The sequence below is a fragment of the Pantoea sp. Lu_F5_004 genome, from assembly GCF_051136245.1.
GTDB classification, from domain to species: domain Bacteria; phylum Pseudomonadota; class Gammaproteobacteria; order Enterobacterales; family Enterobacteriaceae; genus Pantoea; species Pantoea agglomerans.
Window position 1 is genome coordinate 932,928 of sequence record NZ_CP194946.1, and the last position, 26,282, is coordinate 959,209.

The window sequence follows — 26,282 nt, forward strand, 5'->3', positions numbered from 1 at the left end:
CGCAGTGTGGGTAATGTTGCGGCAAACCCCCACCGTCGTGTGATTTACGCCTACCACTTCCTTGCGCGCCTCGCTAGAATGCAAAAATCGCCGTCTATTCCTCACCTGTTGCCATGCCGTTAAAACAGGTTCCGTCACGGCGACCAGTCGAATAAAAAAAGGTCAGAACGAAATGCGGATATTGCTCAGTAACGATGACGGCATTCATGCGCCAGGCATTCAGACTCTGGCGAAAGCCCTGCGGCAGATTGCTGACGTGCAGGTTGTTGCCCCCGATCGTAACCGAAGCGGTGCCTCGAACTCATTAACGCTGGAAACGCCTCTGCGCACCTTCACCCATGAAAACGGCGATATCGCCGTCCAGATGGGGACGCCGACCGACTGCGTCTATCTGGGGGTGAATGCGCTGATGCAGCCGCGTCCCGACATCGTGGTGTCGGGCATCAATGCCGGCCCTAATCTGGGCGATGACGTGATCTACTCCGGTACGGTGGCGGCGGCGATGGAAGGGCGACATCTTGGCTTACCGGCTATCGCGGTTTCGCTCAATGGCCATCAGCACTACGCCACCGCGGCGGCCGTGACCTGCGCGCTCCTCAGGGCGCTGACGCATGAACCGCTGCGCACTGGCCGCATTCTCAATATTAACGTTCCCGATCTGCCGCTGTCTGAACTCAAAGGCATCCGCGTGACGCGCTGTGGCAGCCGCCATCCGGCGGATCAGGTGATTGCGCAGCAGGATCCGCGTGGCAATACACTCTACTGGATTGGTCCGCCAGGCGAAAAACTGGATGCGGGCCCGGATACAGACTTCGCCGCCGTGGATCAGGGCTACGTCTCTGTCACGGCACTGCATGTCGATTTAACGGCGCACAGCGCGCAGAACGTGCTCAGTGACTGGCTGGCTAAAGCTGAGGTGAACCTGGCATGGTGAATCGGCGTATTGAGACGTTGCTGTCACAACTGCGTCAGCAGGGCATCGATGATGAAAACCTGCTGAAAGCCATCAGTGAGGTGCCGCGCGAACGTTTTATCGACGAAGCGTTCGAGCATAAAGCCTGGGACAATGTTGCCTTGCCCATCGGCTCCGGTCAGACGATATCACAGCCCTACATGGTCGCGCGGATGACCGCGCTGCTCGGGCTTAATCCGCATTCGCGTGTGCTGGAGATTGGTACGGGTTCAGGTTATCAGACGGCGATTCTTGCCCATCTGGTGGACCATGTTTATTCAGTGGAACGCATCAAAGGGCTGCAGTGGCAGGCCAAGCGCCGCCTGAAACAGCTGGATCTGCATAATGTCTCAACCCGTCATGGTGATGGCTGGCAGGGCTGGCCTTCACGTGGCCCCTTCGATGCCATCATCGTCACGGCAGCACCGCCTGAAATTCCGATTGCGCTGATAGCACAACTGGCAGAAGGCGGCATCATGGTGCTGCCGGTTGGTGAAGATCAGCAGGTACTGAAGCGCCTGCGTCGTCAGGGCGAAGAGGTGATGGAAGAGACCATCGAACCAGTGCGTTTTGTCCCGCTGGTGCAGGGCGATCTGGCCTGACCCTCTTCGTATTTCTTCACAACTGTTTCATAGCACCACGTACCTGATGTTGTTACTATCCAGTTTATTCATCGAAAACGCAGATTTTATCGCGCCGCGCAGAGTATCCTGCTGGCAGATACAGTGAAACAGATAGATCAGAGTTGCCATCACGGGGGATTAATGAGCACGGGAAGCACACTTTTTCAGTTACGCCGTCTGGCGGCGCTTTCACTGGTAGGTTTTTGGCTGGCAGGCTGTAGCTCCAGCGACAACTCACAGGCACCCATCAGTCGCGTTGGCGATAATGGTGGCATGAACGCTAACCAGTCTGGAGCAGACACGAGTTCAGGCGGCGTTCCTGCCACGCCAGCCCAGGGACAAATGTTAAGCAAAAATTCAGCATCTGCCCCCGCTAATGGTGGAATGATTAGTACCAACAGCAATGTTGAGACACAAAATGGCCGGATTGTTTACAATCGCAGTTATCAGAACATTCCTAAAGGTAGCTACTCCGGCGAAACTTATACCGTTAAGCGTGGCGACACATTGTTTTACATTGCCTGGATTACCGGCAACGATTTCCGTGATTTAGCCCAGCGCAACAATGTTCCTGCGCCATATGGCCTGAATGTCGGCCAGACTCTGCAGATTGGCAATGGGTCGGGTCAGCCGATTACCGGCGGCAATCCCATTACCGTTGCTGATGCAACGCAGGGCGGCGTTCCGGCGGCGCCACAAATTAAATCGCCTGCTGTTGCACAGCAACCTGTTATTACGTATTCTGATGATTCAGGTAATTCGGGTGGCAGCAAAATGTTGCCTTCGAATGGAGCAAATGTTGCAACGACAACAGCTCCAGTCGTTACCGCACCCCCAACGGTTAGCAGTACAACCAACAGTTCAACGCCGGTCGGAAGCTGGCGCTGGCCGACTGACGGGAAGATCATCGATAACTTCTCTGCCGCCGAAGGTGGCAATAAAGGTATCGATATCGCCGGGACGCGCGGACAATCTGTGGTCGCCACTGCTTCAGGACGAGTGGTTTACGCAGGTAACGCACTCCGGGGTTACGGTAATTTAATCATCATTAAACACAACGATGATTACCTGAGTGCCTACGCCCACAACGATACAATGCTGGTCCGGGAACAACAGGAAGTTAAGGCGGGGCAAAAGATCGCTACCATGGGTAGCACCGGAACCAGTTCAGTCAGATTACACTTTGAAATTCGTTACAAGGGGAAATCCGTAAACCCGTTGCGTTATTTACCGCAGCGATAATCCGGCAGAACAAAACAGGTTTATGTTCTGCCCTGGAATCACGGGTAGGAGCCGCTTATGAGCCAGAATACGCTGAAAGTAAACGAGTTACATGAGAACGCGGAATTCGATGAGAACGGAGCTGAAATTTTTGACGAGAAGGCACTCGTTGAAAATGAAGCCAGTGATAGCGACGTAGCGGAAGAAGAGTTGCTATCACAGGGTGCGACGCAACGTGTGTTAGATGCGACGCAGCTCTATCTCGGGGAGATTGGCTATTCTCCGTTGTTAACGGCAGAGGAAGAAGTCTTCTTCGCTCGCCGTGCATTGCGGGGTGATATCCCTTCCCGTCGCCGTATGATCGAAAGTAACTTACGCCTGGTGGTGAAAATCGCTCGTCGTTACAGCAATCGTGGTTTAGCTCTGCTGGACCTGATTGAAGAAGGTAACCTCGGCCTGATTCGCGCCGTAGAGAAATTTGACCCGGAGCGCGGGTTCCGTTTCTCAACGTACGCCACCTGGTGGATTCGTCAGACTATTGAACGGGCGATCATGAATCAAACCCGTACCATCCGTCTGCCGATTCACATTGTGAAAGAACTGAATGTTTATCTGCGTACTGCGCGTGAACTTTCCCACAAGCTCGACCATGAGCCGAGTGCGGAAGAGATCGCAGAGCAGCTTGATAAACCAGTTGATGACGTAAGCCGCATGTTACGTCTCAACGAACGCATTACCTCGGTTGATACGCCATTAGGCGGTGATTCTGAAAAAGCGCTGCTGGATATTCTGGCCGATGAGAAAGACAACGGCCCGGAAGACACCACGCAGGACGATGATATGAAACAAAGCATCGTTAAATGGCTGTTCGAACTGAACGCCAAGCAGCGTGAAGTGCTGGCACGTCGTTTCGGCCTGTTGGGCTATGAAGCGGCAACACTTGAGGATGTGGGTCGTGAAATCGGCTTAACCCGCGAGCGTGTACGCCAGATTCAGGTTGAAGGTTTACGCCGTCTGCGTGAAATCCTGCAGGCGCAGGGCCTCAGCATTGAAGCACTGTTTCGTGAATAATCGTTAACAGTAAATCTGAGTTTGAATGCGAAAAGCGATGGTGAAAACCATCGCTTTTTTTATGTCTGCAGAAAAGTGATTTGCGGGCGAGTAAGCATCGCACCGCGCATTAACGCGGTGCGGTTGACTATCAGAGGAGCGATTTAAGACGATAAATCCAGTCGAGCGCCTGACGCGGTGTCAGCGTATCGGGATCCAGCGCCTCAAGCGCCTCCACCGCAGGCGAGGTCTCTTCAACCAGCAGCGGCAGCTGAGAGCCATCGACCGTCGATGACGCGGAGTGGTTTGAAACGGTCTCAAGTTCCTTCAGCTTATTGCGTGCCCGCTTAATTACCTCTTTGGGCACCCCGGCCAGCGCCGCCACCGCCAGACCATAGCTCTTACTTGCCGCACCCTCCTGGACGCTGTGCATAAAGGCGATCGTGTCGCCATGCTCAACGGCATCCAGATGGACGTTGACCACGCCTTCCATTTTTTCCGGCAGTGTTGTCAGCTCGAAGTAATGGGTGGCAAACAGCGTCATCGCCTTGATGCGGTTCGCCAGGTTTTCGGCGCAGGCCCAGGCCAGCGATAAACCGTCGTAGGTGGATGTTCCACGGCCAATCTCATCCATCAGCACCAGGCTGTTTTCGGTGGCGTTGTGCAGGATGTTAGCGGTTTCGGTCATCTCAACCATAAAGGTCGAGCGCCCGGAGGCGAGATCGTCAGCGGCACCGACACGGGTAAAGATGCGATCCAGCGGGCCAATCAGCGTCTCATCGGCAGGAACAAAACTGCCAATCCATGCCATCAGCGCAATCAGTGCCGCCTGGCGCATATAGGTACTTTTACCGCCCATGTTGGGGCCGGTAATAATCAGCATTCTGCGCTGGGGTGCCAGTGACAGTGGGTTGGCAATAAACGGCTCTTTCAGAACCTGTTCCACCACCGGATGACGTCCGCCGCTGATTTTAATCCCGGCTTTATCCTGCAATACCGGGCGGCAATAGTTCAGGGACCAGGCACGTTCTGCCAGGTTGCTTAACACATCCAGCTCTGCCAGCGCGGCGGCACTCAGCTGCAGCGCTTCAAGATGCGGCAGCAACTGATCGAACAGCGCCTCATACAGGCTTTTTTCCAGCGACAGCGCTTTACCTTTGGAGGTGAGTACTTTGTCTTCGTACTCTTTCAGCTCCGGAATGATATAGCGTTCAGCATTTTTCAGGGTCTGACGACGGACATAGTGCATCGGTACCTGATGGCTCTGTCCGCGGCTCACCTGAATGTAATAACCATGCACGCCGTTAAAGCCGACCTTCAGGGTATCCAGTCCCAGCTTCTCGCGTTCGCGGATCTCCAGCCGGTCAAGATAGTCGGTTGCGCCATCTGCCAGTGCGCGCCACTCATCCAGTTCCGCGTTGTAGCCGGGCGCAATCACTCCGCCGTCACGGATCAGCACCGGCGGTGACTCAATCACCGCCTGCTCCAGCAGCTCACGCAACGCGGTGAACTCGCCCATCTGCGTGCGCAGCTTCTGCAACTGCGGTGCCTCAACATCGGCCAGCAGCTGGTTAAGTTCCGGCAGTTGCTGAAACGCATGACGCATGCGAGCCAGATCGCGCGGACGTGCGGTGCGCAGGGCCAGGCGAGCCAGGATTCGCTCCAGATCGCCGACCTGACGCAGCACCGGTTGCAGCACGTCGCTGAGATTTTGCAGCTCAGCAATCGACTCCTGACGCTGGTTAATGATGCGCGCATCGCGCAGCGGCATATGCAGCCAGCGTTTCAGCATCCGGCTACCCATCGGGGTGACCGTTTTATCCAGCACCGCCGCTAAGGTGTTGTCGGTGCCGCCTGCCAGGTTCTGGGTGATTTCCAGATTACGGCGGGTGGCCGCATCCATGATGATACTGTCCTGCTGCCGCTCCATGCTCAGCGAGCGGATGTGAGGCAGCGTCGTACGCTGGGTATCTTTGGCATACTGCAGCAGGCAGCCCGCCGCGCTCAGTCCGAGGTGCGCATTCTCCACGCCGAAGCCATTAAGATCGCGGGTGCCGAACTGCAGGTTCAGCTGCTGGCGTGCGGTGTCGATCTCAAACTCCCACAGCGGACGGCGTCGCAGGCCGCGTCGCTGATCGATCAGCGACATCGCCTGAAAATCTTCGGGGTAGAGCAGCTCCGCCGGATTGGTGCGCTGCAGCTCTGCCGCCATGGTTTCAGCATCGGCAGGTTCGCTGAGGCGAAAACGGCCTGAGCTGATATCCAGCGTGGCGTAGCCAAAACCGCGCGGGCTTTGCACAATCGCCGCCAGCAGATTGTCGTGCCGCTCCTGCAACAGCGCCTCATCACTGATGGTACCCGGCGTGACGATGCGCACTACTTTGCGTTCGACCGGGCCTTTGCTCAGCGCCGGATCGCCTATCTGCTCGCAGATGGCAACGGATTCGCCCAGCTGCACCAGTTTAGCCAGGTAACCTTCAACCGCATGATAGGGCACACCCGCCATCGGAATCGGCTCGCCCGCTGACGCACCGCGCTTGGTGAGTGAAATCTCCAGCAGCTGCGAGGCACGTTTTGCATCGTCATAAAACAGCTCGTAGAAGTCACCCATACGGTAAAACAGCAGAATGTCAGGATGCTCCGCCTTGAGGCGCAGGTACTGCTGCATCATCGGCGTATGGGAAGGAAAGTCCTTTTCGGTTGGCTCTTGCATAAGGTTTTAGCTCATCTTTAATGCGGTGAATTTCTGGCGGTCAACGCCCATGAAACCGAAAGGGATTCCAGGCGCGCAGGATAATCAGATGATAACGAATAGGGCAGGGCATATGCCAGCGTGATGCACAGCCGCGATCCTGACCGGGTGTAACCTGACAGGCATCCTGTCAAATGTGGCGGCGGCTGGCGACAAAAAAGTGCCTGTTCTCATGACGCTGATGCGGGGCTGCGAGGCGGCACGCGATTTTTGCGGCAGTTTACGGCCGGCAGGAGGGTACTGCGCCACATCTGGGAAGGGAGAAGGGTCAGTGCAGCCCGTTCTGCAGCGCCCAGACGGCGGCTTCAAGCCGGGATTTAAGGTTCATCTTCTTCAGCAGATATTTAACGTGGACCTTGACCGTGCTTTCACTGATGTCCAGTTTGCGGGCAATCGCTTTATTGGTCATCCCATCGCTGATCAGTTGCAGAATATCGCGTTCGCGCCGGGTCAGCTGATTGATGTCGCGCGTCTGAGCAGGCTGCGCTTCACGCAACCGGGCGACCAGAATCGGGGTTAACGCCTCGCTCAGCACGATCTGGCCGGCAGCAGCCTGATGCAGCGCTTTCAGTAAGGCTTCCGGTTCCATATCTTTCAGCAGATAACCATCAGCGCCGCGCTTCAGCGCGCTGACCACATCCTCTTCATTATCTGAAACGCTGAACACCACCACCCGGCCAGAAAGAGCTATCTCACGCAGCTGGGTCAGGGTATCCAGTCCGTTCAGACCTGGCATATTAAGATCAAGCAGGATCAGGTCGGGATCATGCTGCTGCGCCAGCGCCAGGCCATCAATACCATTACCCGCTTCGGCAACCACCTGTAGCCTTTCATCCAGCGCAATCAGCTGCTTCAGGCCGTTGCGCAGCATGGGATGGTCGTCGATCAATAAAAGCGTAAATTTCTCTGCCGTCACAATGGCTCCTGTTCCTGTTACATACGCCAGCCCTGAGCGGGCGAAGAGCCTATCTTACCGGTGAAGCGGGGTCGCTATATACCCCCAATGGACTACTCCTTTATTTCCAGTCGGACACCCTTTTACAGAAGGCATGGGCGGCCGTGTTTAAACCTTATGATTTATAAGGATTATCTCAATTCAGTCAACTACTTAACCGGGGTGAAGAGAGGGCGGCGTGCCTCTGTAACCTGCATTGCCGTTGATTTGTATCAAGCCCGACACCACGCCGGATGCGCAGGATACGCACAATTATTATTCTGCTGATGAGAGATTTATGACCCAATCCACCTCTTTGCAAACCCCGACGCGCGGCGCGTTAATTCAGGACTGGCAACCGGAAAACGACGCGTTCTGGCAGGCGCGTGGTAAACGTATCGCCAGCCGTAACCTGTGGATTTCTGTCTTCTGCCTGCTGCTGGGCTTCTGCGTCTGGATGCTGTTCAGCACCGTTGCGGTTAACCTGAATAAAGTTGGCTTTACCTTCAGCACTGAGCAGCTCTTTTTACTGACCGCGCTGCCGTCGGTTTCTGGCGCGTTGCTGCGTGTGCCTTACTCTTTTGTTATTCCCATCTTTGGGGGACGCCGCTGGACCGCCTTCAGCACCGGCATCCTGATTATCCCCTGCCTGTGGCTCGGCTTTGCCGTACAGGACAGCCAGACCTCATTCACCACTTTTATGGTGATTTCCCTGCTGTGCGGTTTTGGTGGCGCTAACTTCGCGTCGAGCATGGGCAATATCAGCTTCTTCTTTCCCAAAGCCCGTCAGGGCGGTGCGCTGGGCATCAACGGCGGCCTCGGTAACCTTGGCGTCAGCGTGATGCAGTTTGTCGCCCCGCTGGCGATCTCCTGTGCCCTTTTTGGTTTTGCCGATGTGGGTCAGACCACCGTTACCGGCGACAGCATCTGGCTGGAAAATGCCGCCTGGATCTGGGTGCCGTTCCTGGCGATCGGCACACTGGCGGCCTGGTTCGGCATGAACGACCTGGCGGCGGCGAAATCCTCGCTGCGTGAGCAGTTGCCGGTGCTGAAACGTCCACACCTGTGGGTTATGGCGCTGCTCTATCTGGCCACCTTTGGCTCATTTATCGGTTTCTCTGCCGGTTTTGCCATGCTGACGAAGACGCAATTTCCTGATGTCGTGATCATGCATTACGCCTTTTTCGGCCCCTTTATTGGCGCGCTGGCCCGTTCAGCAGGCGGCATCATTTCTGACCGCTTCGGCGGTACCCGCGTCACGCTTGTCAACTACGTGCTGATGGCGCTGTTTGCTGCGCTGCTGTTCCTCACCCTGCCGGGTGCCGGACATGATGGCTCGTTCGTTGCCTTCTTCGCCGTGTTTATGGGCCTGTTCCTGACGTCCGGTCTGGGCAGCGGCTCCACCTACCAGATGATTGCGGTGATCTTCCGTAAGCTGACGCTGGAACGTATCAAAGCTGAGGGCGGCGACGATGCGCTGGCACAGCGCGAAGCGGCAACAGAAACCTCTGCTGCGCTCGGCTTTATCTCCGCCATTGGCGCGCTGGGCGGTTTCTTTATTCCGCAGACTTTTGGCCTGTCGCTCGCCATGACCGGTTCACCCGCCGGCGCGATGAAAATCTTCCTGGTCTTTTATCTCTGCTGCATCGCGGTGACCTGGCTGGTTTACGGCCGAAAAGCACGCGCCTGATAACGACAAAGCCGGTGTGGCGCACCGGCACAATTTCACTTTCTGTGTCGGGACAGATGCAGAGTCAGCAATGTCACATTAAGCCTTCAGGAGTATTCCGGATGAGCAAGTTTCTTGATCGGTTTCGCTATTTCAAACAGCTGGCCGAGCCCTTTTCCGGCCAGCATGGCCAGACGTTAAACAGCAACCGCGACTGGGAAGATGGCTATCGCAGTCGCTGGCAGCACGATAAAATCGTGCGCTCCACGCACGGTGTTAACTGTACCGGCTCATGCAGCTGGAAAATCTACGTCAAAAATGGACTGGTCACCTGGGAGACCCAGCAGACCGACTATCCGCGTACCCGTCCCGATCTGCCAAACCATGAGCCGCGTGGCTGCCCACGCGGTGCCAGCTACTCGTGGTATCTCTACAGCGCTAACCGCCTGAAATATCCGTTAATGCGCAAGAAGCTGATTCAGCTCTGGCGCGACGCGAAAGCGCAGCACAGCGATCCGGTGGACGCCTGGGCATCCATCATCAGTAATCCTGAAAAGGCCAGAAGCTACAAACAGGCGCGTGGACGCGGCGGCTTTGTCCGCTCCAGCTGGCAGGAAGTCAACGAGATGATCGCCGCCGCGAACATCTGCACCGCGAAGACCTACGGCCCTGACCGCATTATGGGATTCTCACCGATTCCGGCAATGTCGATGGTCTCTTACGCTGCGGGCGCACGTTACCTGTCACTGATTGGCGGCACCTGTCTGAGCTTCTACGACTGGTACTGCGATCTGCCGCCGGCCTCACCGATGACCTGGGGCGAGCAGACCGACGTGCCGGAATCGGCTGACTGGTACAACTCCTCCTACATTATTGCCTGGGGCTCTAACGTGCCGCAGACCCGTACCCCGGATGCGCACTTCTTTACGGAAGTCCGCTATAAAGGGACGAAAACCGTGGCGATCACGCCGGACTATGCTGAAGTCGCGAAGCTGTGTGACCAGTGGCTGAGTCCGAAGCAGGGCACCGACAGCGCGATGGCGCTGGCGATGGGCCACGTGATGCTGAAAGAGTTTCATCTTGATCGCGAAGTTGGCTATTTCCGCGACTACGTGCGCCGTTACACCGATATGCCGATGCTGGTGCTGCTGGAACCCCGTGAGGGCGGTTTTTACGCAGCCGGCCGTCAGCTGCGTGCCAGCGATCTGGTGGATGGGCTGGGTCAGGAGAATAACCCTGAGTGGAAAACCGTCGCGATCAACGAGGCGACCGGGGAGCTGACCGCGCCGCAGGGATCTATCGGCTTCCGCTGGGGCGAAAAAGGCAAATGGAACCTCGAGCAGCGTGATGGGGCATCACATCAGGAAGTTGAACTGCAGCTCAGCCTGCTCGGCAGCCACGATGAGGTGGTCGAGGTCGGTTTCCCTTACTTCGGTGGTATTACCAGCGAGCATTTCAACAGCGTTGCGCTGGACGAAATCCTGCTGCACAAGCTGCCGGTGAAACGCCTGCAACTGGCGGATGGCAGTGAAGCGCTGGTTACCAGCGTCTACGATCTGACGCTGGCGAATTATGGTCTGGATCGCGGTCTGGATGATGCCAACTGCGCGCAAACCTACGACGACATCAAAGCGTACAGCCCGGCCTGGGCGGAGCAGATTACGGGTGTCTCCCGTCAGAACATCATTCGCATTGCCCGTGAATTTGCCGAAAACGCCGAGAAAACCCGCGGTCGTTCGATGATCATCGTCGGTGCCGGTATGAACCACTGGTATCACATGGACATGAACTATCGTGGCCTGATGAACATGCTGATTTTCTGCGGCTGCGTCGGTCAGAGCGGCGGTGGCTGGGCGCACTATGTCGGCCAGGAGAAACTCCGTCCGCAGACCGGCTGGACCCCGCTGGCCTTCGGCCTGGACTGGCAGCGTCCGCCACGTCAGATGAACAGCACCTCCTTCTTCTACAACCACTCCAGTCAGTGGCGCTATGAAACCCTGGCCACCAGCGAATTGCTCTCCCCGCTGGCGGATAAAAGTCGCTACAGCGGCAGCCTGATCGACCTTAACGTCCGTTCCGAACGTATGGGCTGGCTGCCTTCAGCGCCGCAGCTTAACGTCAACCCACTGCACATCGCGGCGCAGGCGAAAGCCGCCGGTCAGTCGCCGCTGGATTACACCGTGGAAAGCCTGAAGCAGGGCACCATGCGGTTTGCCGCTGAACAGCCGGACGATCCGCAGAACTTCCCGCGTAACCTGTTTGTCTGGCGCTCCAACCTGCTCGGCTCATCCGGTAAAGGGCATGAGTACATGCTGAAGTATCTGCTGGGCACGGAAAACGGCATTCAGGGTAAAGATTTAGGCCAGCAGGGCCGCGTGAAGCCGGAAGAGGTGGAGTGGCTGGATCAGGGCGCCGAAGGCAAACTGGATCTGGTGGTCACACTCGACTTCCGCATGTCGAGCACCTGTCTCTACTCCGATGTCGTGCTGCCAACGGCGACCTGGTATGAAAAGGACGATATGAATACCTCGGATATGCATCCGTTTATTCATCCGCTCTCGGCGGCCGTCGATCCTGCCTGGGACTCAAAAAGTGACTGGGAGATCTACAAAGGCATCGCCAAAGCCTTCTCCGATCTCTGCCCGGGTCATTTAGGCGTTGAAACGGACGTCGTTACTCTGCCGGTGTTGCATGACTCGCCCGCGGAACTGGCGCAGCCTTTTGAGGCGAAAGACTGGAAAAAAGGCGAATGCGACCTGATTCCGGGTAAAACCGCGCCACACATTGTGGTGGTGGAGCGTGACTATCCGGCGACCTGGGAGCGCTTTACCTCGCTGGGACCGTTGCTGGAGACTCTGGGTAACGGCGGCAAAGGTATCAGCTGGAACACCAGCAAAGAGGTCGATTTCCTCAAGCAGCTGAACTACGTCAAAGCGGATGGCCCGGCAGCGGGACGGCCGAATATCGACACGGCGATTGATGCGGCAGAAGTGATCCTGGCGCTGGCACCGGAGACCAATGGTCAGGTGGCGGTGAAAGCCTGGCAGGCGCTGGGCGTAATTACCGGGCGTGACCACACCCACCTGGCGCTCAATAAAGAAGATGAGAAGATCCGCTTCCGCGATATCCAGGCGCAGCCGCGCAAAATTATCTCCAGCCCGACCTGGTCAGGTCTGGAAGATGAACATGTCTCTTACAACGCCTGCTACACCAACGTTCATGAGCTGATCCCGTGGCGAACCCTGAGCGGCCGTCAGCAGCTCTATCAGGATCATGAGTGGATGCGCGCCTTTGGCGAGAGCCTGATGGTCTATCGTCCGCCAATCGATACCCGTGCGGCGAAACCGTTGCTGAACAGCAAACCCAACGGTAACCCGGAGAAGGCGCTGAACTTCCTGACGCCACACCAGAAGTGGGGCATTCACTCCACCTACAGCGACAACCTGCTGATGCTGACACTGTCGCGCGGCGGACCGATTGTCTGGATGAGTGAAGATGACGCCCGTGAGCTAGGTATTGTGGATAACGACTGGATCGAGGCGTTCAACGCCAACGGTGCGCTGACCGCACGTGCAGTAGTGAGCCAGCGTATCCCGGCGGGTATGACCATGATGTACCACGCGCAGGAACGCATCGTGAATATCCCTGGCTCGGAGATCACCAGCCAGCGCGGCGGGATCCATAACTCGGTGACGCGTACCTGCCCGAAACCGACCCATATGATCGGCGGTTATGCGCAGCTCTCCTGGGGCTTTAACTACTACGGCACCGTCGGCTCGAACCGCGATGAGTTCGTGGTAGTGAGAAAAATGAACAACGTTAACTGGTTAGATGGGGAAGGCAACGATGCCTGCCAGGGCAGCCAGCAGGAGGTAAAACCATGAAAATTCGTTCACAGGTCGGCATGGTGCTGAACCTCGACAAATGTATCGGCTGCCACACCTGCTCGGTGACCTGTAAAAACGTCTGGACCAGCCGCGAGGGCATGGAGTACGCCTGGTTTAACAACGTCGAAAGTAAACCGGGCGTTGGCTATCCGCACGCCTGGGAAGATCAGCAGAAGTGGAAGGGCGGCTGGATCCGTAAGATCAACGGTAAGCTGGAGCCGCGCATGGGCAGTCGCATCGGTCTGCTGTCGAAGATCTTCGCCAACCCGGATGTGCCCGCGCTGGATGATTACTATGAACCGTTCGATTTTGATTATCAGCATCTGCACAATGCGCCCGCCGGTAAGCATCAGCCGATTGCGCGTCCGCGCTCGCTGATCACCGGTCAGCGGATGAAAAAGATCGAAAACGGCCCGAACTGGGAAGAGATTCTCGGCGGCGAGTTTGCCAAACGTTCGCAGGATAAGAACTTCGATAACATCCAGAAGGAGATTTACGGTCAGTTTGAGCACACCTTCATGATGTACCTGCCGCGCCTGTGTGAGCACTGCCTCAACCCGGCGTGTGTGGCGACCTGCCCAAGCGGCGCGATCTACAAGCGCGGCGAAGATGGCATTGTGCTGATCGACCAGGATAAATGTCGCGGCTGGCGGATGTGCCTCACCGGCTGTCCGTACAAGAAGATCTACTTCAACTGGAAAAGCGGCAAATCAGAAAAATGTATTTTCTGTTATCCGCGCATTGAAGCGGGTCAGCCCACCGTCTGTTCAGAAACCTGTGTCGGCCGTATCCGCTATCTCGGCGTGTTGCTCTATGACGCTGACCGCATTGAACAGGCGGCCGCAGCGGAAAACGAGAAAGATCTCTATCAGAGCCAGCTGGACATCTTCCTTGATCCCAACGATCCGGTGGTGATTGCCCAGGCGCTGAAAGATGGCGTTGCGCAGAGCGTGATCGACGCAGCACAGCGTTCACCGGTCTATAAAATGGCGATGGAGTGGAAGCTGGCGCTGCCACTTCACCCTGAATATCGCACGCTCCCGATGGTCTGGTATGTGCCACCACTGTCACCGATTCAGTCGGCGGTGGATGGCGGGGCGCTGGCGCACACCGGCGTGCTGCCGGATGTGGAGAGCCTGCGCATTCCGGTTGAGTATCTGGCGAACCTGCTGACCGCAGGCGACACCGCACCGGTGCTGCTGGCACTGAAGCGGATGCTGGCGATGCGTCATTACAAACGCGCAGAAAGCGTGGACGGTGAGCATGATATCCGGGCGCTGGAACAGGTCGGCCTGACCGAAGCGCAGGCGCAGGAGATGTACCGCTATCTGGCGATCGCGAACTATGAAGATCGCTTTGTGGTGCCATCCAGCCATCGCGAACTGGCGCGTGAAGCCTTCCCGGAAAGCAAAGGCTGCGGTTTTAGCTTTGGCGATGGCTGTCACGGCAGTGACAGCAAATTCAACCTGTTCAACAGCCGCCGTATTGATGCCATCGACGTCAGTAAGAAAACCATTCGTCCGGAGGATGCCTCATGATGACGTTACGGATTCTTTCGCGGCTGCTGGACTACCCGGACGAGGCGCTGTTCACCCACTCTTCCGACCTGATCGCGGCGCTGGATGACGCCAGTGAACTCAACCTGCAGCAGAGCGCACGGCTGGTGCGGTTTATCAATCAGCTCTGTGCCCGGCCACTGCTCGACGTGCAGGCTGACTACTGCGAACTGTTTGATCGTGGCCGCGCCACCTCGCTGCTGCTGTTTGAACACGTGCACGGTGAGTCACGCGATCGCGGTCAGGCGATGGTTGATCTGCTGGAACAGTATCGTGCCGATGGTCTGGAGCTGGACAGCAAAGAGCTGCCCGATTTCCTGCCGCTCTACCTGGAGTATCTCGCCTGTAAAAGCGATGAGGCCGCGCGTCAGGGACTGGACGACATCGTGCCTATCCTGGCCTTGCTGGCGGCGCGGCTTGAAGAGCGTCAGAGCCCCTACGCCGATCTCTTCACAGTGTTACTGACGCTGTCCGGTAGCGCGGTTGATCCTGCGGCCCTCAAGCCACAGGTGGCGCAGGAAGCGCGCGACGATACGCCGGCAGCACTGGATGCTGTCTGGGAGGAGGAGCAGATTAAATTTCTCGGCGAACAGGGCTGCGCCTCGGCGCAGCAGGCGATGCATCAGCGTCGCTTCGCCGATGCGGTCGCGCCGCAGTATCTGGACATCGCCGCGGCGACGGCGCGTACCACAGGAGAATCAGCATGAATTTTATTAACACTTTCTTCTTCGATATTTACCCCTATCTCGCCGGAACGGTCTTCCTGGTGGGAAGCTGGCTGCGTTATGACTACGGGCAGTACAGCTGGCGTGCCGGTTCCAGTCAGATGCTGGACAAAAAAGGGATGCGTCTCGCTTCCAACCTGTTCCACATCGGCATCATCGGTATTTTCTTCGGTCACATCGTCGGGATGCTGACGCCACACTGGATGTATGAATCCTTCCTGCCGATCGACGTGAAGCAGAAACTGGCGATGATCGCTGGTGGCCTGTTCGGGGCGATGACCCTGCTGGGCGGTGGACTGCTGCTGAAGCGCCGTCTGACCAATCCACGGGTGCGGGCGACCAGTAGCGTCGGTGATATTCTGATCATGACCCTGCTGGTGGCGCAGGCGACGCTGGGCCTGCTGACCATTCCCTTCTCCGCCCAGCACATGGACGGCAGTGAAATGATGAAGCTGGTGGGCTGGGCGCAGGCGGTGGTGACCTTCCACGGTGGCGCTTCGCAGCATCTCGACGGCGTGGCGTTTATCTACCGCGTGCACATGGTGCTGGGAATGACGCTGTTCCTGCTGTTCCCGTTCTGCCGCCTGGTGCATATCTGGAGCGCGCCGGTTGAGTATCTGACCCGTCGTTATCAGCTGGTGAGAAATCGCCGCTAAGCGCATGATGGCTGCGGGAGAGAGAGAGCCCCGCAGCCATTTTAGCCCACGGCTGCCTTGACGTTTTTTTAAGATTTTGCCCTGTATGTCATTGCGCTGAACGTCTACTATTACCGCATCTGAAATTACCCCCTCGTTTATGGATAACCGATGCGTCTCAAGCTAGCCTTCCTTGCGTTCATCCCGCTTCTGGCCTCCTGCAGCAGCAAACCTGAAGTCCCGTCCCAGCAGAAGATGCTGGCTGCGCCACAGGGCGGTTTTTTACTGCAGCCGTCGCACAGCGGACAGGCGATGTTTGGCGACTTTGCCGGTAACCCGGCAGCAGAGCAATTTATCGATAAGATGGTGGAGAAGCATGACTTTGACCGTCAGCAACTGCACAACATCATCGGTCAGGCCAAACGACTGGATTATGTGCTGCGACTGATGGACCGTCAGGCACCAAGCTATACGCCAGCGCCAGGCCCTAATGGCGCCTGGATCCGCTATCGCAATAAGTTCATTACGCCCGATAACGTGCAAAATGGGGTGGCGTTCTGGAATCAGTATCAGGATGTCCTGCAACGCGCACAGCAGGTTTATGGCGTGCCGCCAGAAATTATTGTGGGCATCATTGGCGTGGAAACCCGCTGGGGTCGCGTGATGGGGAAAACGCGGATTCTGGATGCGCTTGCGACCTTATCCTTTAATTATCCGCGCCGCGCAGAGTACTTCAGCAGCGAGCTGGAAACCTTTCTGTTGATGTCGCGCAAAGAGCAGGATGACCCGCTGGCGCTGAAAGGCTCCTTTGCCGGGGCGATGGGCTATGGTCAGTTTATGCCCTCCTCTTACAATGATTATGCGGTTGATTTCAACGGCGACGGTCATGCAAACCTGTGGGATCCGGAGGATGCTATCGGCAGCGTGGCGCACTATTTTCAGAAGCATGGCTGGCGCAGCGGCGAAAACGTGGCGGTACCGGCCAGCGGTCAGGCACCGATGCTGGAAGATGGCTTCAAAACCCGTTACAGCGTGAGCATGCTGGCGGCGTCAGGATTGTCACCACAGGGCTCGCTGGACGGTAACGATCAGGTCAGCCTGCTACGCCTGGATTTGGGCACCAGCTACCAGTACTGGTACGGCTTACCCAATTTCTATGTTATTACCCGCTACAACCACAGTACCCATTATGCGATGGCGGTGTGGCAGTTGGGTGAGGCGGTGAGCAAGGCACGTCAGGGCGGCCTGTTATAAAGGCTGTCCTTGTTAACTGTAAGGTTATATGATGGCGCCCTTTTTCAGGCCACACAGCCACTGATATTTCTGGAGTCATTATGTCTTTACCTGCCTGCCCGGCTTGTCATGCCGATTACACCTGGCAAGATGGCGATAACCTTAACTGCCCCTCCTGCGGTCACATCTGGACCGAGGGAGAAGGTGACAGCAGCAACGCAACACTGGAAGTGCGTGATGCCAACGGCAATCTGCTGGCAGATGGCGACAGCGTCACGGTGATCAAAGATCTCAAAGTGAAGGGCAGTTCTTCATCGCTGAAGATCGGCACTAAAGTGAAAAGCATTCGTCTGGTTGAAGGGGACCACAACATCGATTGTAAAATCGACGGTTTTGGCCCGATGAAATTAAAATCTGAGTTTGTGAAAAAGAACTGAGATCGGGGGCGCAGAGATGCGCCCGCTTTCCTGCTTAGCTGAACAGCTTATCAATTGCGGCACACTGTTCCGCATTCAGCGTGCCACCGTAGTTTCGTGAGCCGCTGCTCATCGAGTCATAGCGCCGTGCCACGGCCGTTTTAATCGTCGTCACGAAATCATCTCCGATACTGTAAATCGCCATCAAACGGCCGATCTGTTGCTGCAGGCGCGTCAGCTCCGGCAGATTGCCACTTCGCCACGCCTTCATCATCTGCGCAAAGTACTCCGGCACAATATTATTCAGTCCTGAAATTACGCCGGCTCCGCCCGCCAGCAGGTTCGGGAGCAGGTACTCGTCATACCCCGACAGTACGGCAAAATCGCTACGCACCTTGCGGGTCTCTTCAATCATCATCCGGTTATGCGACAGGCAATCCACCGTATCTTTAATGCCGGCGAAGTTGGGCAGCTTTGCAGCCAGGGCGGCAATCAGCGCGGGCGTCAGATCGCAGCCGGTGCGTGCCGGAAAGTTGTAGGCAAACCATTTACCACCCAGTTGCGCGTCCAGTGCTTCGAAGTAGTGCATCAGCTGGTTTTGCGTCTGGCCGTAATAGTAGGGCGGCAGCACCATCACCGCGTCAAAGTCATTTTTCCAGGCGGCTTCAGCCAGCTCCAGCATGTCAGGAATGCAGGTTGCCGAGACGTTCGCCACCATCTTCAGCGATGACAAGGGTCTGGCTTCCTGAATCAGTTGTAAGCGTTCCTGCTGCGTCAGTGAGGCGAACTCGCCAATGCTGCCCATCACCAGTATGGTATCGATACCGGAGTCATTGAGGCGGGAGAAATGTCGCCCGAGCGCATCAATATCGACCGCACCCTGCGCATTGAACGGGGTGACTGAAGGGCACCAGACACCGGCAAAGGGCGATTCTTCACTCATAGATGACTCCTGAAACGGATGTTAAAAAAATGAAACAGTGTTTTAACTTAATGACTCCGGCCGGTCTCTGCCAGCGCATGATTCAAAAATGAGCAACGGGTCGCACTTTTTCCTCTTTCATCCGTCTCAGTAAGCGGATGCATCTGATAACTGAGCGAGAGGTCATGATGAAAGAGTGGGATCCTGTGCTGTACCGTAAGTTTGAAGCGGAAAGAACCCGTCCAGCCCGCGAACTTCTGGCGCGCCTCAGCCTGGAACAGGTTGAGCAGGTGACCGATCTGGGATGCGGGCCCGGTAACAGCACCGAGCTGCTCGCCGATGCCTGGCCACTGGCGCAGATTACCGGGCTGGACAGTTCCGCCACGATGTTAACTCAGGCCGCTGAACGCCTGCCGCACTGTCGTTTTATCCAGGCGGACATCCGCAACTGGCAGGCGGATGTGCCGCAGCAGGTGGTCTACGCCAACGCCTCTCTGCAATGGCTGGCTAATCACGCAACGCTGTTTCCCCATCTGGTCAGCCAGCTGGCGCCCGGTGGCGTGCTGGCGATCCAGATGCCTGATAACCTCAATGAGCCGTCGCACCGGTTGATGCGCGAGGTGGCGGCAACGGATCGCTGGCGTTCACGCATCAATGTCGGTGCCGCTGAACGTACACAGCTGCTTTCCACGGGCGAGTATTACGATTTGCTGACGCAGGCAGGCTGTGAGGTGGATATCTGGCGTACCACCTATTATCACGTGATGGCCGATGCGCAGGCGATTATCAGCTGGCTGCAGGCGACCGGTTTACGGCCTTTCCTGGCAACGCTGGATGAGACCGAACAGACGGCGTTTCTGACCGATTATCACAAGCGTCTGCTCGCGGCTTATCCGGCTCAGGCCGATGGTCAGGTGTTGCTCGCCTTCCCGCGTCTTTTTATGGTTGCGGTGAAAAATCGGTAAGCGCAGTGGAATGCTGGCCGCAAAAACAGCGTAATAATGGTGAGTGACCTTGAAAAAGCGGTTTTTCTGCACCACCTTCAACCCACAGCCAAAGGGAGAATCGCAATGGATGATCAGCAATTGCAGGCGCTTAGTGCGCAGATAGGTGAGAAGCTGAAGCAGCGCAATGCCACCGTAACCTGTGCGGAATCCTGCACGGGGGGATGGATTGCCAAAGTCTTTACCGATATCAGCGGCAGCTCCGCCTGGTTCGAGCGGGGTTTTGTGACCTACAGTAATCAGGCCAAACAGCAGATGGTCAGTGTTCAGGCTGCTTCGCTGTTGCAGTATGGTGCGGTAAGTGATGTGGTGGTGCGGGAGATGGCGCTGGGTGCCCGCAGGGCGGCCCATGCTGACTACGCGATCTCCGTCAGCGGTATTGCCGGTCCGGATGGCGGCAGTGAAGAAAAACCGGTGGGCACGGTGTGGTTTGGCTTTGCCGGGCCGCAGGATAACGTATTGACTTTTCAGCAGCATTTTAGCGGCGATCGTGATGCCGTACGCCGCCAGTCGGTGGCATGGGCCCTGCAGAAACTGTATGGCGAATTTCTGACAAATTAAACTTGATACTGTATGACTATACAGTATAATTGTCGGCAACAGAAAGAGTACAGGCACCCTGAGTGCGTGTTTACCCGGCTTGATTAGGAGTTGAAATGGCGATTGATGAAAACAAACAGAAGGCTTTAGCTGCCGCGCTTGGCCAGATTGAGAAGCAATTTGGTAAAGGCTCCATCATGCGCTTGGGTGAAGACCGCTCAATGGATGTGGAAACTATCTCTACCGGCTCGCTGTCGCTGGATATCGCATTAGGCGCAGGCGGTCTGCCAATGGGCCGCATCGTTGAGATCTACGGACCTGAGTCTTCAGGTAAAACCACGCTGACTCTGCAGGTTATCGCATCTGCACAGCGTAAAGGTAAAACCTGTGCCTTTATCGATGCCGAGCATGCGCTTGATCCGGTTTACGCCAAGAAACTGGGCGTAGACATTGATAACCTGCTCTGCTCTCAGCCAGACACTGGTGAGCAGGCGCTGGAAATCTGTGATGCGCTGGCGCGCTCTGGTGCCGTTGACGTGATCATCGTCGACTCCGTCGCGGCGCTGACGCCTAAAGCGGAAATCGAAGGTGAAATCGGTGACTCACACATGGGCCTCGCGGCACGTATGATGAGCCAGGCGATGCGTAAACTGGCCGGTAACCTGAAGCAGTCCAATACCCTGCTGATTTTCATCAACCAGATTCGAATGAAAATTGGTGTGATGTTTGGTAACCCGGAAACCACCACTGGTGGTAACGCGCTGAAGTTCTACGCCTCTGTCCGTCTTGATATCCGCCGTATCGGTGCAATCAAAGAGGGCGATAACGTGGTCGGCAGTGAGACCCGCGTTAAAGTGGTGAAAAACAAAATCGCCGCGCCATTCAAACAGGCTGAGTTCCAGATCATGTACGGCGAAGGTATTAATACCTTTGGTGAGCTGGTCGACCTGGGCGTGAAGCACAAGCTGATTGAAAAAGCGGGTGCATGGTACAGCTACAATGGCGACAAGATTGGTCAGGGTAAATCGAATGCCGGCAACTTCCTGAAAGAGAATGCTGCTGTGGCAAACGAGATTGATCTGAAGTTACGTGAGATGTTGCTCAACGGCGCGGATGAAAAACTCGCAGCAGCCGACAAGGCTGCTGAGAAAGAAGACGCGGCCGAAGCGAACGAAGACTTCTAATCTCTGATGCGGGAGGGGCGAAAGCCTCTCCCGTAGTTTTTATCCCCCTCTATTGCCTTTCTTGCCTTCCCTCTGTCCTGTTCTGTCGCCATAATCTCCCTCTGTTTGTACAAGGTGCGCAGTATGACTGAACCCTCTCAGCCCCAACCTAATGTCGTCTCTTACTCCCGTCTGCTTGACCGTGCGATGCGTATTCTGGGTCAGCGCGATCACAGCCGTGCAGAGTTAGCGCGTAAACTGCAACAATCAGCGCAGCGTGCTGCGTGGGCGCAGAAAAAAGAGCCCGAAATTGTTACTGAAGCGTTGCTGGAACAGGTTCTTAACTGGTGTCAGGAAAGCGGCTGGTTAAACGACGAGCGTTTCACAGAACGATTTATTCAGAGCCGGAGCCGTAAGGGCTTTGGATCGCAGCGCGTGCGCCTTGAACTGGCCCAGAAAGGCATCAACCGTGAAGCCATTGATCTTGCAATGGAAGAGACAGAGGTAGACTGGGCGGCGTGTGCGGCTCAGCTGGCTGAACGGAAATTCGGACACCCGCTGCCCACAGAGTGGAAAGAGAAAGCGAAAGTACTACGCTATCTGCAGTCAAAGGGTTTTATGAGCGAAGATATCCAGTCCATTTTCAGAAATTTTGATGACTAAAAGCCGATGTAATTTTACTTCCCACTGAAGAAAATTTATCTTATTCCCACTTTTTGTTCCGCTAATCAGGCACCACCAGAATGTGGTCGCGCCGATCAGAGGGAACGTTCGTTAGCGTGATTCCAGGATATATATGAGCAAGAGCACTGCTGAGATCCGTCAAGCGTTTCTCGACTTTTTTCATAGCAAGGGACATGAGGTTGTAACCAGCAGCTCCCTCGTACCGAATAACGATCCAACGTTGTTGTTTACTAACGCCGGGATGAACCAGTTTAAAGATGTGTTCCTCGGTCAGGACAAACGTGACTACACACGTGCGACCACGTCACAGCGCTGCGTACGCGCAGGCGGCAAACACAACGATCTTGAAAACGTCGGTTACACCGCACGTCACCACACCTTCTTTGAAATGCTGGGTAACTTTAGCTTTGGTGACTATTTCAAGAGAGAGGCGATTGGTTTTGCCTGGGAACTGCTGACGAGCGAGCAGTGGTTCAGCCTGCCAAAAGAGCGTCTGTGGGTGACGATCTATGAAACCGACGATGAGGCCTTTGATATCTGGGCGAATGAAATCGGTGTGCCACGTGAACGCATTATTCGCATCGGCGACAACAAGGGCAGCGCGTATGCGTCAGATAACTTCTGGCAGATGGGCGATACCGGTCCTTGTGGTCCGTGCAGCGAGATTTTCTACGATCACGGCGATCACATCTGGGGTGGCCCGCCGGGCAGCCCGGAAGAAGATGGTGACCGTTACATTGAGATCTGGAACATCGTCTTTATGCAGTTCAACCGTCAGGCTGATGGCACCATGCTGCCACTGCCAAAACCGTCGGTTGATACCGGAATGGGCCTTGAGCGTATTTCTGCCGTTCTGCAACACGTCAACTCCAACTATGAAATCGACCTGTTCCAGAAACTGATTGAGGCCGTGGCACAGGTTACCGGTGCCACTGACCTCAGTAACAAATCGCTGCGTGTCATTGCCGACCACATTCGCTCCTGTGCTTTCCTGATTGCCGATGGCGTCATCCCGTCTAATGAGAACCGTGGCTACGTGCTGCGTCGTATCATTCGTCGTGCCGTACGTCATGGCAACATGCTGGGCGCCAAAGAGGCCTTCTTCTATAAGCTGGTTGCGCCACTGGTTGAGGTCATGGGTGCCGCAGGCGAAGAGTTACAGCGCCAGCAGGCTCAGGTTGAGCAGGTGCTGAAAAGCGAAGAAGATCAGTTTGCCAGAACCCTGGAGCGCGGACTGGCGCTGCTGGACGAAGAACTGGAAAAACTGCAGGGCGACACGCTGGATGGCGAAATCGTCTTCCGTCTCTACGATACCTTTGGTTTCCCGGCTGATTTAACGGCTGACGTCTGTCGCGAACGCAATCTGAAGATCGACGAAGCCGGCTTTGAGCGGGCGATGGAGCAGCAGCGTCAGCGCGCACGTGAAGCGAGTGGCTTCGGTGCTGACTACAGCAACGTTATTCGTATTGATGCCGCCTCATCCTTCAAAGGCTACGACCAGCTCGATTTAGCTGCCACGGTGAAAGCGCTCTATGTTGCAGGCGAGGCGGTTGATGAAGTGACCGCGGGTCAGGATGCCGTGGTCGTGCTGGATGAAACGCCATTCTATGGCGAATCGGGTGGCCAGGTAGGCGATACCGGTCTGTTGAAAGGGAAGAATGCTGAATTTAGCGTCCAGGATACACAAAAATATGGTCAGGCAATCGGTCATGTCGGTAAGCTGACCGCAGGGCAGTTGCGTATCGGTGATCGCCTTGAGGCGCAGGTTGATGCAGCACGCCGTGCGCGCATCCGTCTTAACCACTCTGCTACCCACTTACTGCATGCCGCCTTGCGTCAGGTTTTAGGTGAGCATGTGGCGCAGAAAGGCTCGCTGGTTAACGACAAGTACCTGCGTTTCGATTTCTCGCATTTCGAAGCGATGAAACCTCAGGAGATTCGTCAGGTCGAAGATATCGTCAATGCGCAAATTCGTCGCAACCTGCCGGTTGAAACCGAAGTGATGGATCTGGATGCGGCGAAGTCTAAAGGGGCAATGGCACTGTTTGGCGAGAAATACGATCAGCGCGTGCGCGTTCTGACCATGGGTGATTTCTCTGTTGAGCTGTGTGGCGGTACTCATGCTGCGCGCACGGGTGACATCGGGCTGTTCCGTATTCAGGCGGAGTCAGGCACCGCAGCCGGTATTCGTCGTATCGAAGCGATTACGGGTGAAGGCGCGCTGGCGCAGGTCAATGCGCAGAGCAGCCAGCTGCAGGATCTTGCGCAGCTGGTCAAAGCGAACAGCAGCAACCTGAATGAGAAAGTGCGTGGTCTGGTCGATCATGTACGGGCTCTGGAGAAAGAGTTACAGCAACTGCGCGATCAGCAAGCCGCGCAGGAGAGCGCTTCACTGAGCAGCAATGCTATCGACATTAAGGGAGTGAAACTGCTGGTCAGTGAGCTCAACAATGTTGAACCTAAAATGTTGCGTACCATGGTTGATGATCTTAAGAATCAGCTGGGGTCGGCAATTATTGTGCTGGCAACGGTTACTGAAGGTAAGGTGTCGCTGATTGCGGGTGTGACCAAAGATCTGACTGACCGTGTTAAAGCGGGTGAGTTGATTGCCGGTCTGGCTCAGCAGGTTGGCGGGAAGGGCGGTGGCCGTCCTGATATGGCACAAGCTGGTGGTAACGATGCGGGTGCTCTGAAAGGCGCATTAGCAGGGGTTGAGGACTGGGTCAGCAGCCGTCTGTAAGTGAATTAAAACAAGGCATCGTAAAAAGCGTCAGAACGGTTGTTCCGGCGCTTTTTAATACGATGCTAAAGCAGCAAATGACAAAGTCAGGTTGATGTAGTGTATTTCGGCTAAACTAACTATCAGCAGAATGTATTGGCGCATCGATGTGCATTGGTGTATTTCTCATACACATTGTGCAGCGTTAAATGATGGATAATGCCGGGAGCCTGTACAAGCCCGACTCTTTTAATCTTTCAAGGAGCAAAGAATGCTTATTCTAACTCGTCGAGTTGGTGAAACCCTCATGATCGGTGATGAGGTAACTGTAACGGTGCTGGGTGTTAAGGGTAACCAGGTTCGTATCGGTGTTAACGCGCCGAAAGAAGTGTCTGTGCATCGCGAAGAGATCTATCAACGCATCCAGGCTGAAAAAACGCAACAAACCAGCGTTTAACGGATTCAGCGTCTCGCACTCGTGCGAGGCGCTACCGCTTTCTGTAAAAATCCTGCCTTTTCTTTCTACCTGTTCCTCCACTGTTTTGTTAACGTCATCAGCTTTCATTGTTGATAATTCACTCTTTTTGTCGCCATTTTGTCCCAATTGTGTGTGATTTGCTCAATCAAACAAAGTTTCGGAAAAATTGTTTGACTTAAAAGTCCGGGAAAGTAATATGTGCGCCACGCAGTGCCGATGAGCAGAAACAACGTTCAGACGCACAGTTCGAAAGAAAGCGTAAGGTGAGGTGGCCGAGAGGCTGAAGGCGCTCCCCTGCTAAGGGAGTATACGGTCAAAAGCTGTATCGAGGGTTCGAATCCCTCCCTCACCGCCATTTTCGATGCATCCATAGCTCAGCTGGATAGAGTACTCGGCTACGAACCGAGCGGTCGGAGGTTCGAATCCTCCTGGATGCACCATATTTTCGAATATGGAGAAGTGCCTCGGTGTGACATGACGCATTAGCGTACAGGCCGCACTAAGGAGGATAACGTTGCATCAGCAACGGCCCGCAGGGCGAAGCGCAAGCTGAGTAATCCTCCTGGATGCACCATCGAAAAAAAGAAACAAAGCGAATTAGCAATTCCTTTCATGGTGAGTAGTTAGCACCCTGCGTTGTACAAGAATTTGATTTATGCATCCATAGCTCAGCTGGATAGAGTACTCGGCTACGAACCGAGCGGTCGGAGGTTCGAATCCTCCTGGATGCACCATATTCTTCCCGAATATGGACAGTGCCTCAGTGTGTCATGACGTAATTATCGTTCAGGCCGCACTAAGGAGGATAACGTTGCATCAGCAACGGCCCGCAGGGCGAAGCGCAAGCTGAGTAATCCTCCTGGATGCACCATTCTTCGTAACATCCTCAGGTTGGTTTCTGAAAGTCCATAAAAAAGTGTGACCCCCAAAAGATAGACCCCAATGCATCCATAGCTCAGCTGGATAGAGTACTCGGCTACGAACCGAGCGGTCGGAGGTTCGAATCCTCCTGGATGCACCATCTTCTCGAATGCTGGCAGTTCCTCAGTGTGACATGACGCAATAAGCGTTCCGGCCGCACGAAGAGGGATAACGTTGCATCTGCAACGGCCCGCAGGG

Annotated in this window: 20 protein-coding genes and 4 tRNA genes; 21 read left to right on the top strand and 3 right to left on the bottom strand. The window is 55.7% G+C overall.

Annotated elements, in window-relative coordinates:
• Window positions 1–172: 172 nt before the first annotated feature.
• From surE to rpoS, 4 genes are all read left to right on the top strand, one after another.
• On the top strand, window positions 173–934 hold the full coding sequence (gene surE / locus ACR8BN_RS04440; RefSeq protein ID WP_003849099.1) for a 5'/3'-nucleotidase SurE: 762 nt from the start codon (window positions 173–175) through the stop codon (window positions 932–934).
• Window positions 928–1,554: a protein-L-isoaspartate(D-aspartate) O-methyltransferase gene (locus tag ACR8BN_RS04445; RefSeq protein ID WP_010248537.1), complete on the top strand. Its 627-nt coding sequence runs from the start codon at window positions 928–930 to the stop codon at window positions 1,552–1,554. Before surE ends, ACR8BN_RS04445 begins: the two co-directional genes overlap by 7 nt.
• A 162-nt stretch (window positions 1,555–1,716) precedes the next feature.
• Entirely contained in the window at window positions 1,717–2,817 is a 1,101-nt protein-coding gene (gene nlpD, locus ACR8BN_RS04450; RefSeq protein WP_031593985.1) for a murein hydrolase activator NlpD, read from the top strand.
• 57 nt (window positions 2,818–2,874) lie between these two features.
• The gene (gene rpoS, locus ACR8BN_RS04455; RefSeq protein WP_003849090.1) at window positions 2,875–3,867 is read left to right on the top strand and encodes an RNA polymerase sigma factor RpoS; all 993 of its coding nucleotides are present in this window, start codon (window positions 2,875–2,877) and stop codon (window positions 3,865–3,867) included.
• A gap of 130 nt (window positions 3,868–3,997) precedes the next feature.
• Here the strand turns inward: rpoS and mutS are convergent, their stop codons facing one another.
• Both mutS and narL read right to left on the bottom strand, forming a co-directional pair.
• Entirely contained in the window at window positions 3,998–6,559 is a 2,562-nt protein-coding gene (gene mutS, locus ACR8BN_RS04460; protein ID WP_064703507.1) for a DNA mismatch repair protein MutS, read from the bottom strand.
• A 307-nt stretch (window positions 6,560–6,866) separates the two neighbouring features.
• Window positions 6,867–7,469 carry a two-component system response regulator NarL gene (narL, locus tag ACR8BN_RS04465; protein ID WP_434747570.1) on the bottom strand — a complete coding sequence of 201 codons (603 nt, stop codon included), beginning with the start codon at window positions 7,467–7,469 and terminating at the stop codon, window positions 6,867–6,869.
• Between the two features lie 361 nt (window positions 7,470–7,830).
• On the opposite strand from narL, the gene ACR8BN_RS04470 reads away from it, so the two are divergent.
• The 7 genes from ACR8BN_RS04470 (at window position 7,831) to ACR8BN_RS04500 (ending at window position 17,674) form a co-directional block, all read left to right on the top strand.
• Entirely contained in the window at window positions 7,831–9,222 is a 1,392-nt protein-coding gene (locus ACR8BN_RS04470; protein WP_434747363.1) for a NarK family nitrate/nitrite MFS transporter, read from the top strand.
• Between the two features lie 101 nt (window positions 9,223–9,323).
• Window positions 9,324–13,085 carry a nitrate reductase subunit alpha gene (locus tag ACR8BN_RS04475; RefSeq protein WP_434747364.1) on the top strand — a complete coding sequence of 1,254 codons (3,762 nt, stop codon included), beginning with the start codon at window positions 9,324–9,326 and terminating at the stop codon, window positions 13,083–13,085.
• Window positions 13,082–14,626 carry a nitrate reductase subunit beta gene (gene narH, locus ACR8BN_RS04480; RefSeq protein WP_109652253.1) on the top strand — a complete coding sequence of 515 codons (1,545 nt, stop codon included), beginning with the start codon at window positions 13,082–13,084 and terminating at the stop codon, window positions 14,624–14,626. Before ACR8BN_RS04475 ends, narH begins: the two co-directional genes overlap by 4 nt.
• A complete protein-coding gene (narJ, locus tag ACR8BN_RS04485) occupies window positions 14,623–15,351 on the top strand; it encodes a nitrate reductase molybdenum cofactor assembly chaperone (RefSeq protein WP_010672124.1) in 729 nt (242 codons plus the stop codon). Before narH ends, narJ begins: the two co-directional genes overlap by 4 nt.
• Window positions 15,348–16,025, top strand: coding sequence for a respiratory nitrate reductase subunit gamma (narI, locus tag ACR8BN_RS04490; protein WP_010248521.1), 678 nt, complete (start codon window positions 15,348–15,350; stop codon window positions 16,023–16,025). Before narJ ends, narI begins: the two co-directional genes overlap by 4 nt.
• A gap of 150 nt (window positions 16,026–16,175) precedes the next feature.
• Entirely contained in the window at window positions 16,176–17,258 is a 1,083-nt protein-coding gene (gene mltB / locus ACR8BN_RS04495; RefSeq protein WP_434747365.1) for a lytic murein transglycosylase B, read from the top strand.
• Window positions 17,259–17,338: 80 nt separating this feature from the next.
• Window positions 17,339–17,674: a zinc ribbon domain-containing protein YjdM gene (locus ACR8BN_RS04500; protein ID WP_010248517.1), complete on the top strand. Its 336-nt coding sequence runs from the start codon at window positions 17,339–17,341 to the stop codon at window positions 17,672–17,674.
• A 34-nt stretch (window positions 17,675–17,708) separates the two neighbouring features.
• Here the strand turns inward: ACR8BN_RS04500 and ACR8BN_RS04505 are convergent, their stop codons facing one another.
• Window positions 17,709–18,596 carry a dihydrodipicolinate synthase family protein gene (locus tag ACR8BN_RS04505; protein WP_069025317.1) on the bottom strand — a complete coding sequence of 296 codons (888 nt, stop codon included), beginning with the start codon at window positions 18,594–18,596 and terminating at the stop codon, window positions 17,709–17,711.
• Between the two features lie 167 nt (window positions 18,597–18,763).
• Between ACR8BN_RS04505 and tam the strand changes: the two genes are divergently transcribed.
• The 10 genes from tam to ACR8BN_RS04555 all read left to right on the top strand — a co-directional run bounded on the left by tam (window position 18,764) and on the right by ACR8BN_RS04555 (window position 26,184).
• Window positions 18,764–19,540, top strand: a complete 777-nt coding sequence (gene tam / locus ACR8BN_RS04510) for a trans-aconitate 2-methyltransferase (RefSeq protein ID WP_434747571.1) — start codon at window positions 18,764–18,766, stop codon at window positions 19,538–19,540.
• 105 nt (window positions 19,541–19,645) lie between these two features.
• The gene (gene pncC, locus ACR8BN_RS04515) at window positions 19,646–20,140 is read left to right on the top strand and encodes a nicotinamide-nucleotide amidase (RefSeq protein ID WP_010672121.1); all 495 of its coding nucleotides are present in this window, start codon (window positions 19,646–19,648) and stop codon (window positions 20,138–20,140) included.
• Window positions 20,141–20,235: 95 nt separating this feature from the next.
• On the top strand, window positions 20,236–21,303 hold the full coding sequence (gene recA, locus ACR8BN_RS04520; protein WP_010248510.1) for a recombinase RecA: 1,068 nt from the start codon (window positions 20,236–20,238) through the stop codon (window positions 21,301–21,303).
• Window positions 21,304–21,426: 123 nt separating this feature from the next.
• Entirely contained in the window at window positions 21,427–21,945 is a 519-nt protein-coding gene (locus tag ACR8BN_RS04525) for a regulatory protein RecX (protein WP_081325911.1), read from the top strand.
• A gap of 133 nt (window positions 21,946–22,078) precedes the next feature.
• The gene (gene alaS / locus ACR8BN_RS04530; RefSeq protein WP_115387249.1) at window positions 22,079–24,706 is read left to right on the top strand and encodes an alanine--tRNA ligase; all 2,628 of its coding nucleotides are present in this window, start codon (window positions 22,079–22,081) and stop codon (window positions 24,704–24,706) included.
• A 250-nt stretch (window positions 24,707–24,956) separates the two neighbouring features.
• Window positions 24,957–25,142 carry a carbon storage regulator CsrA gene (gene csrA / locus ACR8BN_RS04535; RefSeq protein ID WP_008927091.1) on the top strand — a complete coding sequence of 62 codons (186 nt, stop codon included), beginning with the start codon at window positions 24,957–24,959 and terminating at the stop codon, window positions 25,140–25,142.
• A gap of 283 nt (window positions 25,143–25,425) precedes the next feature.
• Window positions 25,426–25,518: transfer RNA gene (locus ACR8BN_RS04540), tRNA-Ser, on the top strand.
• 8 nt (window positions 25,519–25,526) lie between these two features.
• A tRNA-Arg gene (locus tag ACR8BN_RS04545) sits at window positions 25,527–25,603 on the top strand.
• Between the two features lie 217 nt (window positions 25,604–25,820).
• Window positions 25,821–25,897, top strand: a tRNA-Arg gene (locus tag ACR8BN_RS04550).
• Window positions 25,898–26,107: 210 nt separating this feature from the next.
• A tRNA-Arg gene (locus ACR8BN_RS04555) sits at window positions 26,108–26,184 on the top strand.
• Window positions 26,185–26,282 lie beyond the last annotated feature (98 nt).

Excerpts from the sequence above, each read along its gene's own strand:
- mltB (WP_434747365.1), top strand. The coding sequence starts at position 16,176 with ATGCGTCTCAAGCTAGCCTTCCTTGCGTTCATCCCGCTTCTGGCCTCC.
- narH (WP_109652253.1), top strand. The coding sequence starts at position 13,082 with ATGAAAATTCGTTCACAGGTCGGCATGGTGCTGAACCTCGACAAATGT.
- ACR8BN_RS04500 (WP_010248517.1), top strand. The coding sequence starts at position 17,339 with ATGTCTTTACCTGCCTGCCCGGCTTGTCATGCCGATTACACCTGGCAA.
- csrA (WP_008927091.1), top strand. The coding sequence starts at position 24,957 with ATGCTTATTCTAACTCGTCGAGTTGGTGAAACCCTCATGATCGGTGAT.
- ACR8BN_RS04475 (WP_434747364.1), top strand. The coding sequence starts at position 9,324 with ATGAGCAAGTTTCTTGATCGGTTTCGCTATTTCAAACAGCTGGCCGAG.
- rpoS (WP_003849090.1), top strand. The coding sequence starts at position 2,875 with ATGAGCCAGAATACGCTGAAAGTAAACGAGTTACATGAGAACGCGGAA.
- narL (WP_434747570.1), bottom strand. The coding sequence starts at position 7,469 with ATGCTGCGCAACGGCCTGAAGCAGCTGATTGCGCTGGATGAAAGGCTA.
- narI (WP_010248521.1), top strand. The coding sequence starts at position 15,348 with ATGAATTTTATTAACACTTTCTTCTTCGATATTTACCCCTATCTCGCC.
- ACR8BN_RS04470 (WP_434747363.1), top strand. The coding sequence starts at position 7,831 with ATGACCCAATCCACCTCTTTGCAAACCCCGACGCGCGGCGCGTTAATT.
- mutS (WP_064703507.1), bottom strand. The coding sequence starts at position 6,559 with ATGCAAGAGCCAACCGAAAAGGACTTTCCTTCCCATACGCCGATGATG.
- nlpD (WP_031593985.1), top strand. The coding sequence starts at position 1,717 with ATGAGCACGGGAAGCACACTTTTTCAGTTACGCCGTCTGGCGGCGCTT.
- alaS (WP_115387249.1), top strand. The coding sequence starts at position 22,079 with ATGAGCAAGAGCACTGCTGAGATCCGTCAAGCGTTTCTCGACTTTTTT.
- ACR8BN_RS04525 (WP_081325911.1), top strand. The coding sequence starts at position 21,427 with ATGACTGAACCCTCTCAGCCCCAACCTAATGTCGTCTCTTACTCCCGT.
- ACR8BN_RS04505 (WP_069025317.1), bottom strand. The coding sequence starts at position 18,596 with ATGAGTGAAGAATCGCCCTTTGCCGGTGTCTGGTGCCCTTCAGTCACC.
- surE (WP_003849099.1), top strand. The coding sequence starts at position 173 with ATGCGGATATTGCTCAGTAACGATGACGGCATTCATGCGCCAGGCATT.
- pncC (WP_010672121.1), top strand. The coding sequence starts at position 19,646 with ATGGATGATCAGCAATTGCAGGCGCTTAGTGCGCAGATAGGTGAGAAG.
- tam (WP_434747571.1), top strand. The coding sequence starts at position 18,764 with ATGAAAGAGTGGGATCCTGTGCTGTACCGTAAGTTTGAAGCGGAAAGA.
- recA (WP_010248510.1), top strand. The coding sequence starts at position 20,236 with ATGGCGATTGATGAAAACAAACAGAAGGCTTTAGCTGCCGCGCTTGGC.
- narJ (WP_010672124.1), top strand. The coding sequence starts at position 14,623 with ATGATGACGTTACGGATTCTTTCGCGGCTGCTGGACTACCCGGACGAG.
- ACR8BN_RS04445 (WP_010248537.1), top strand. The coding sequence starts at position 928 with ATGGTGAATCGGCGTATTGAGACGTTGCTGTCACAACTGCGTCAGCAG.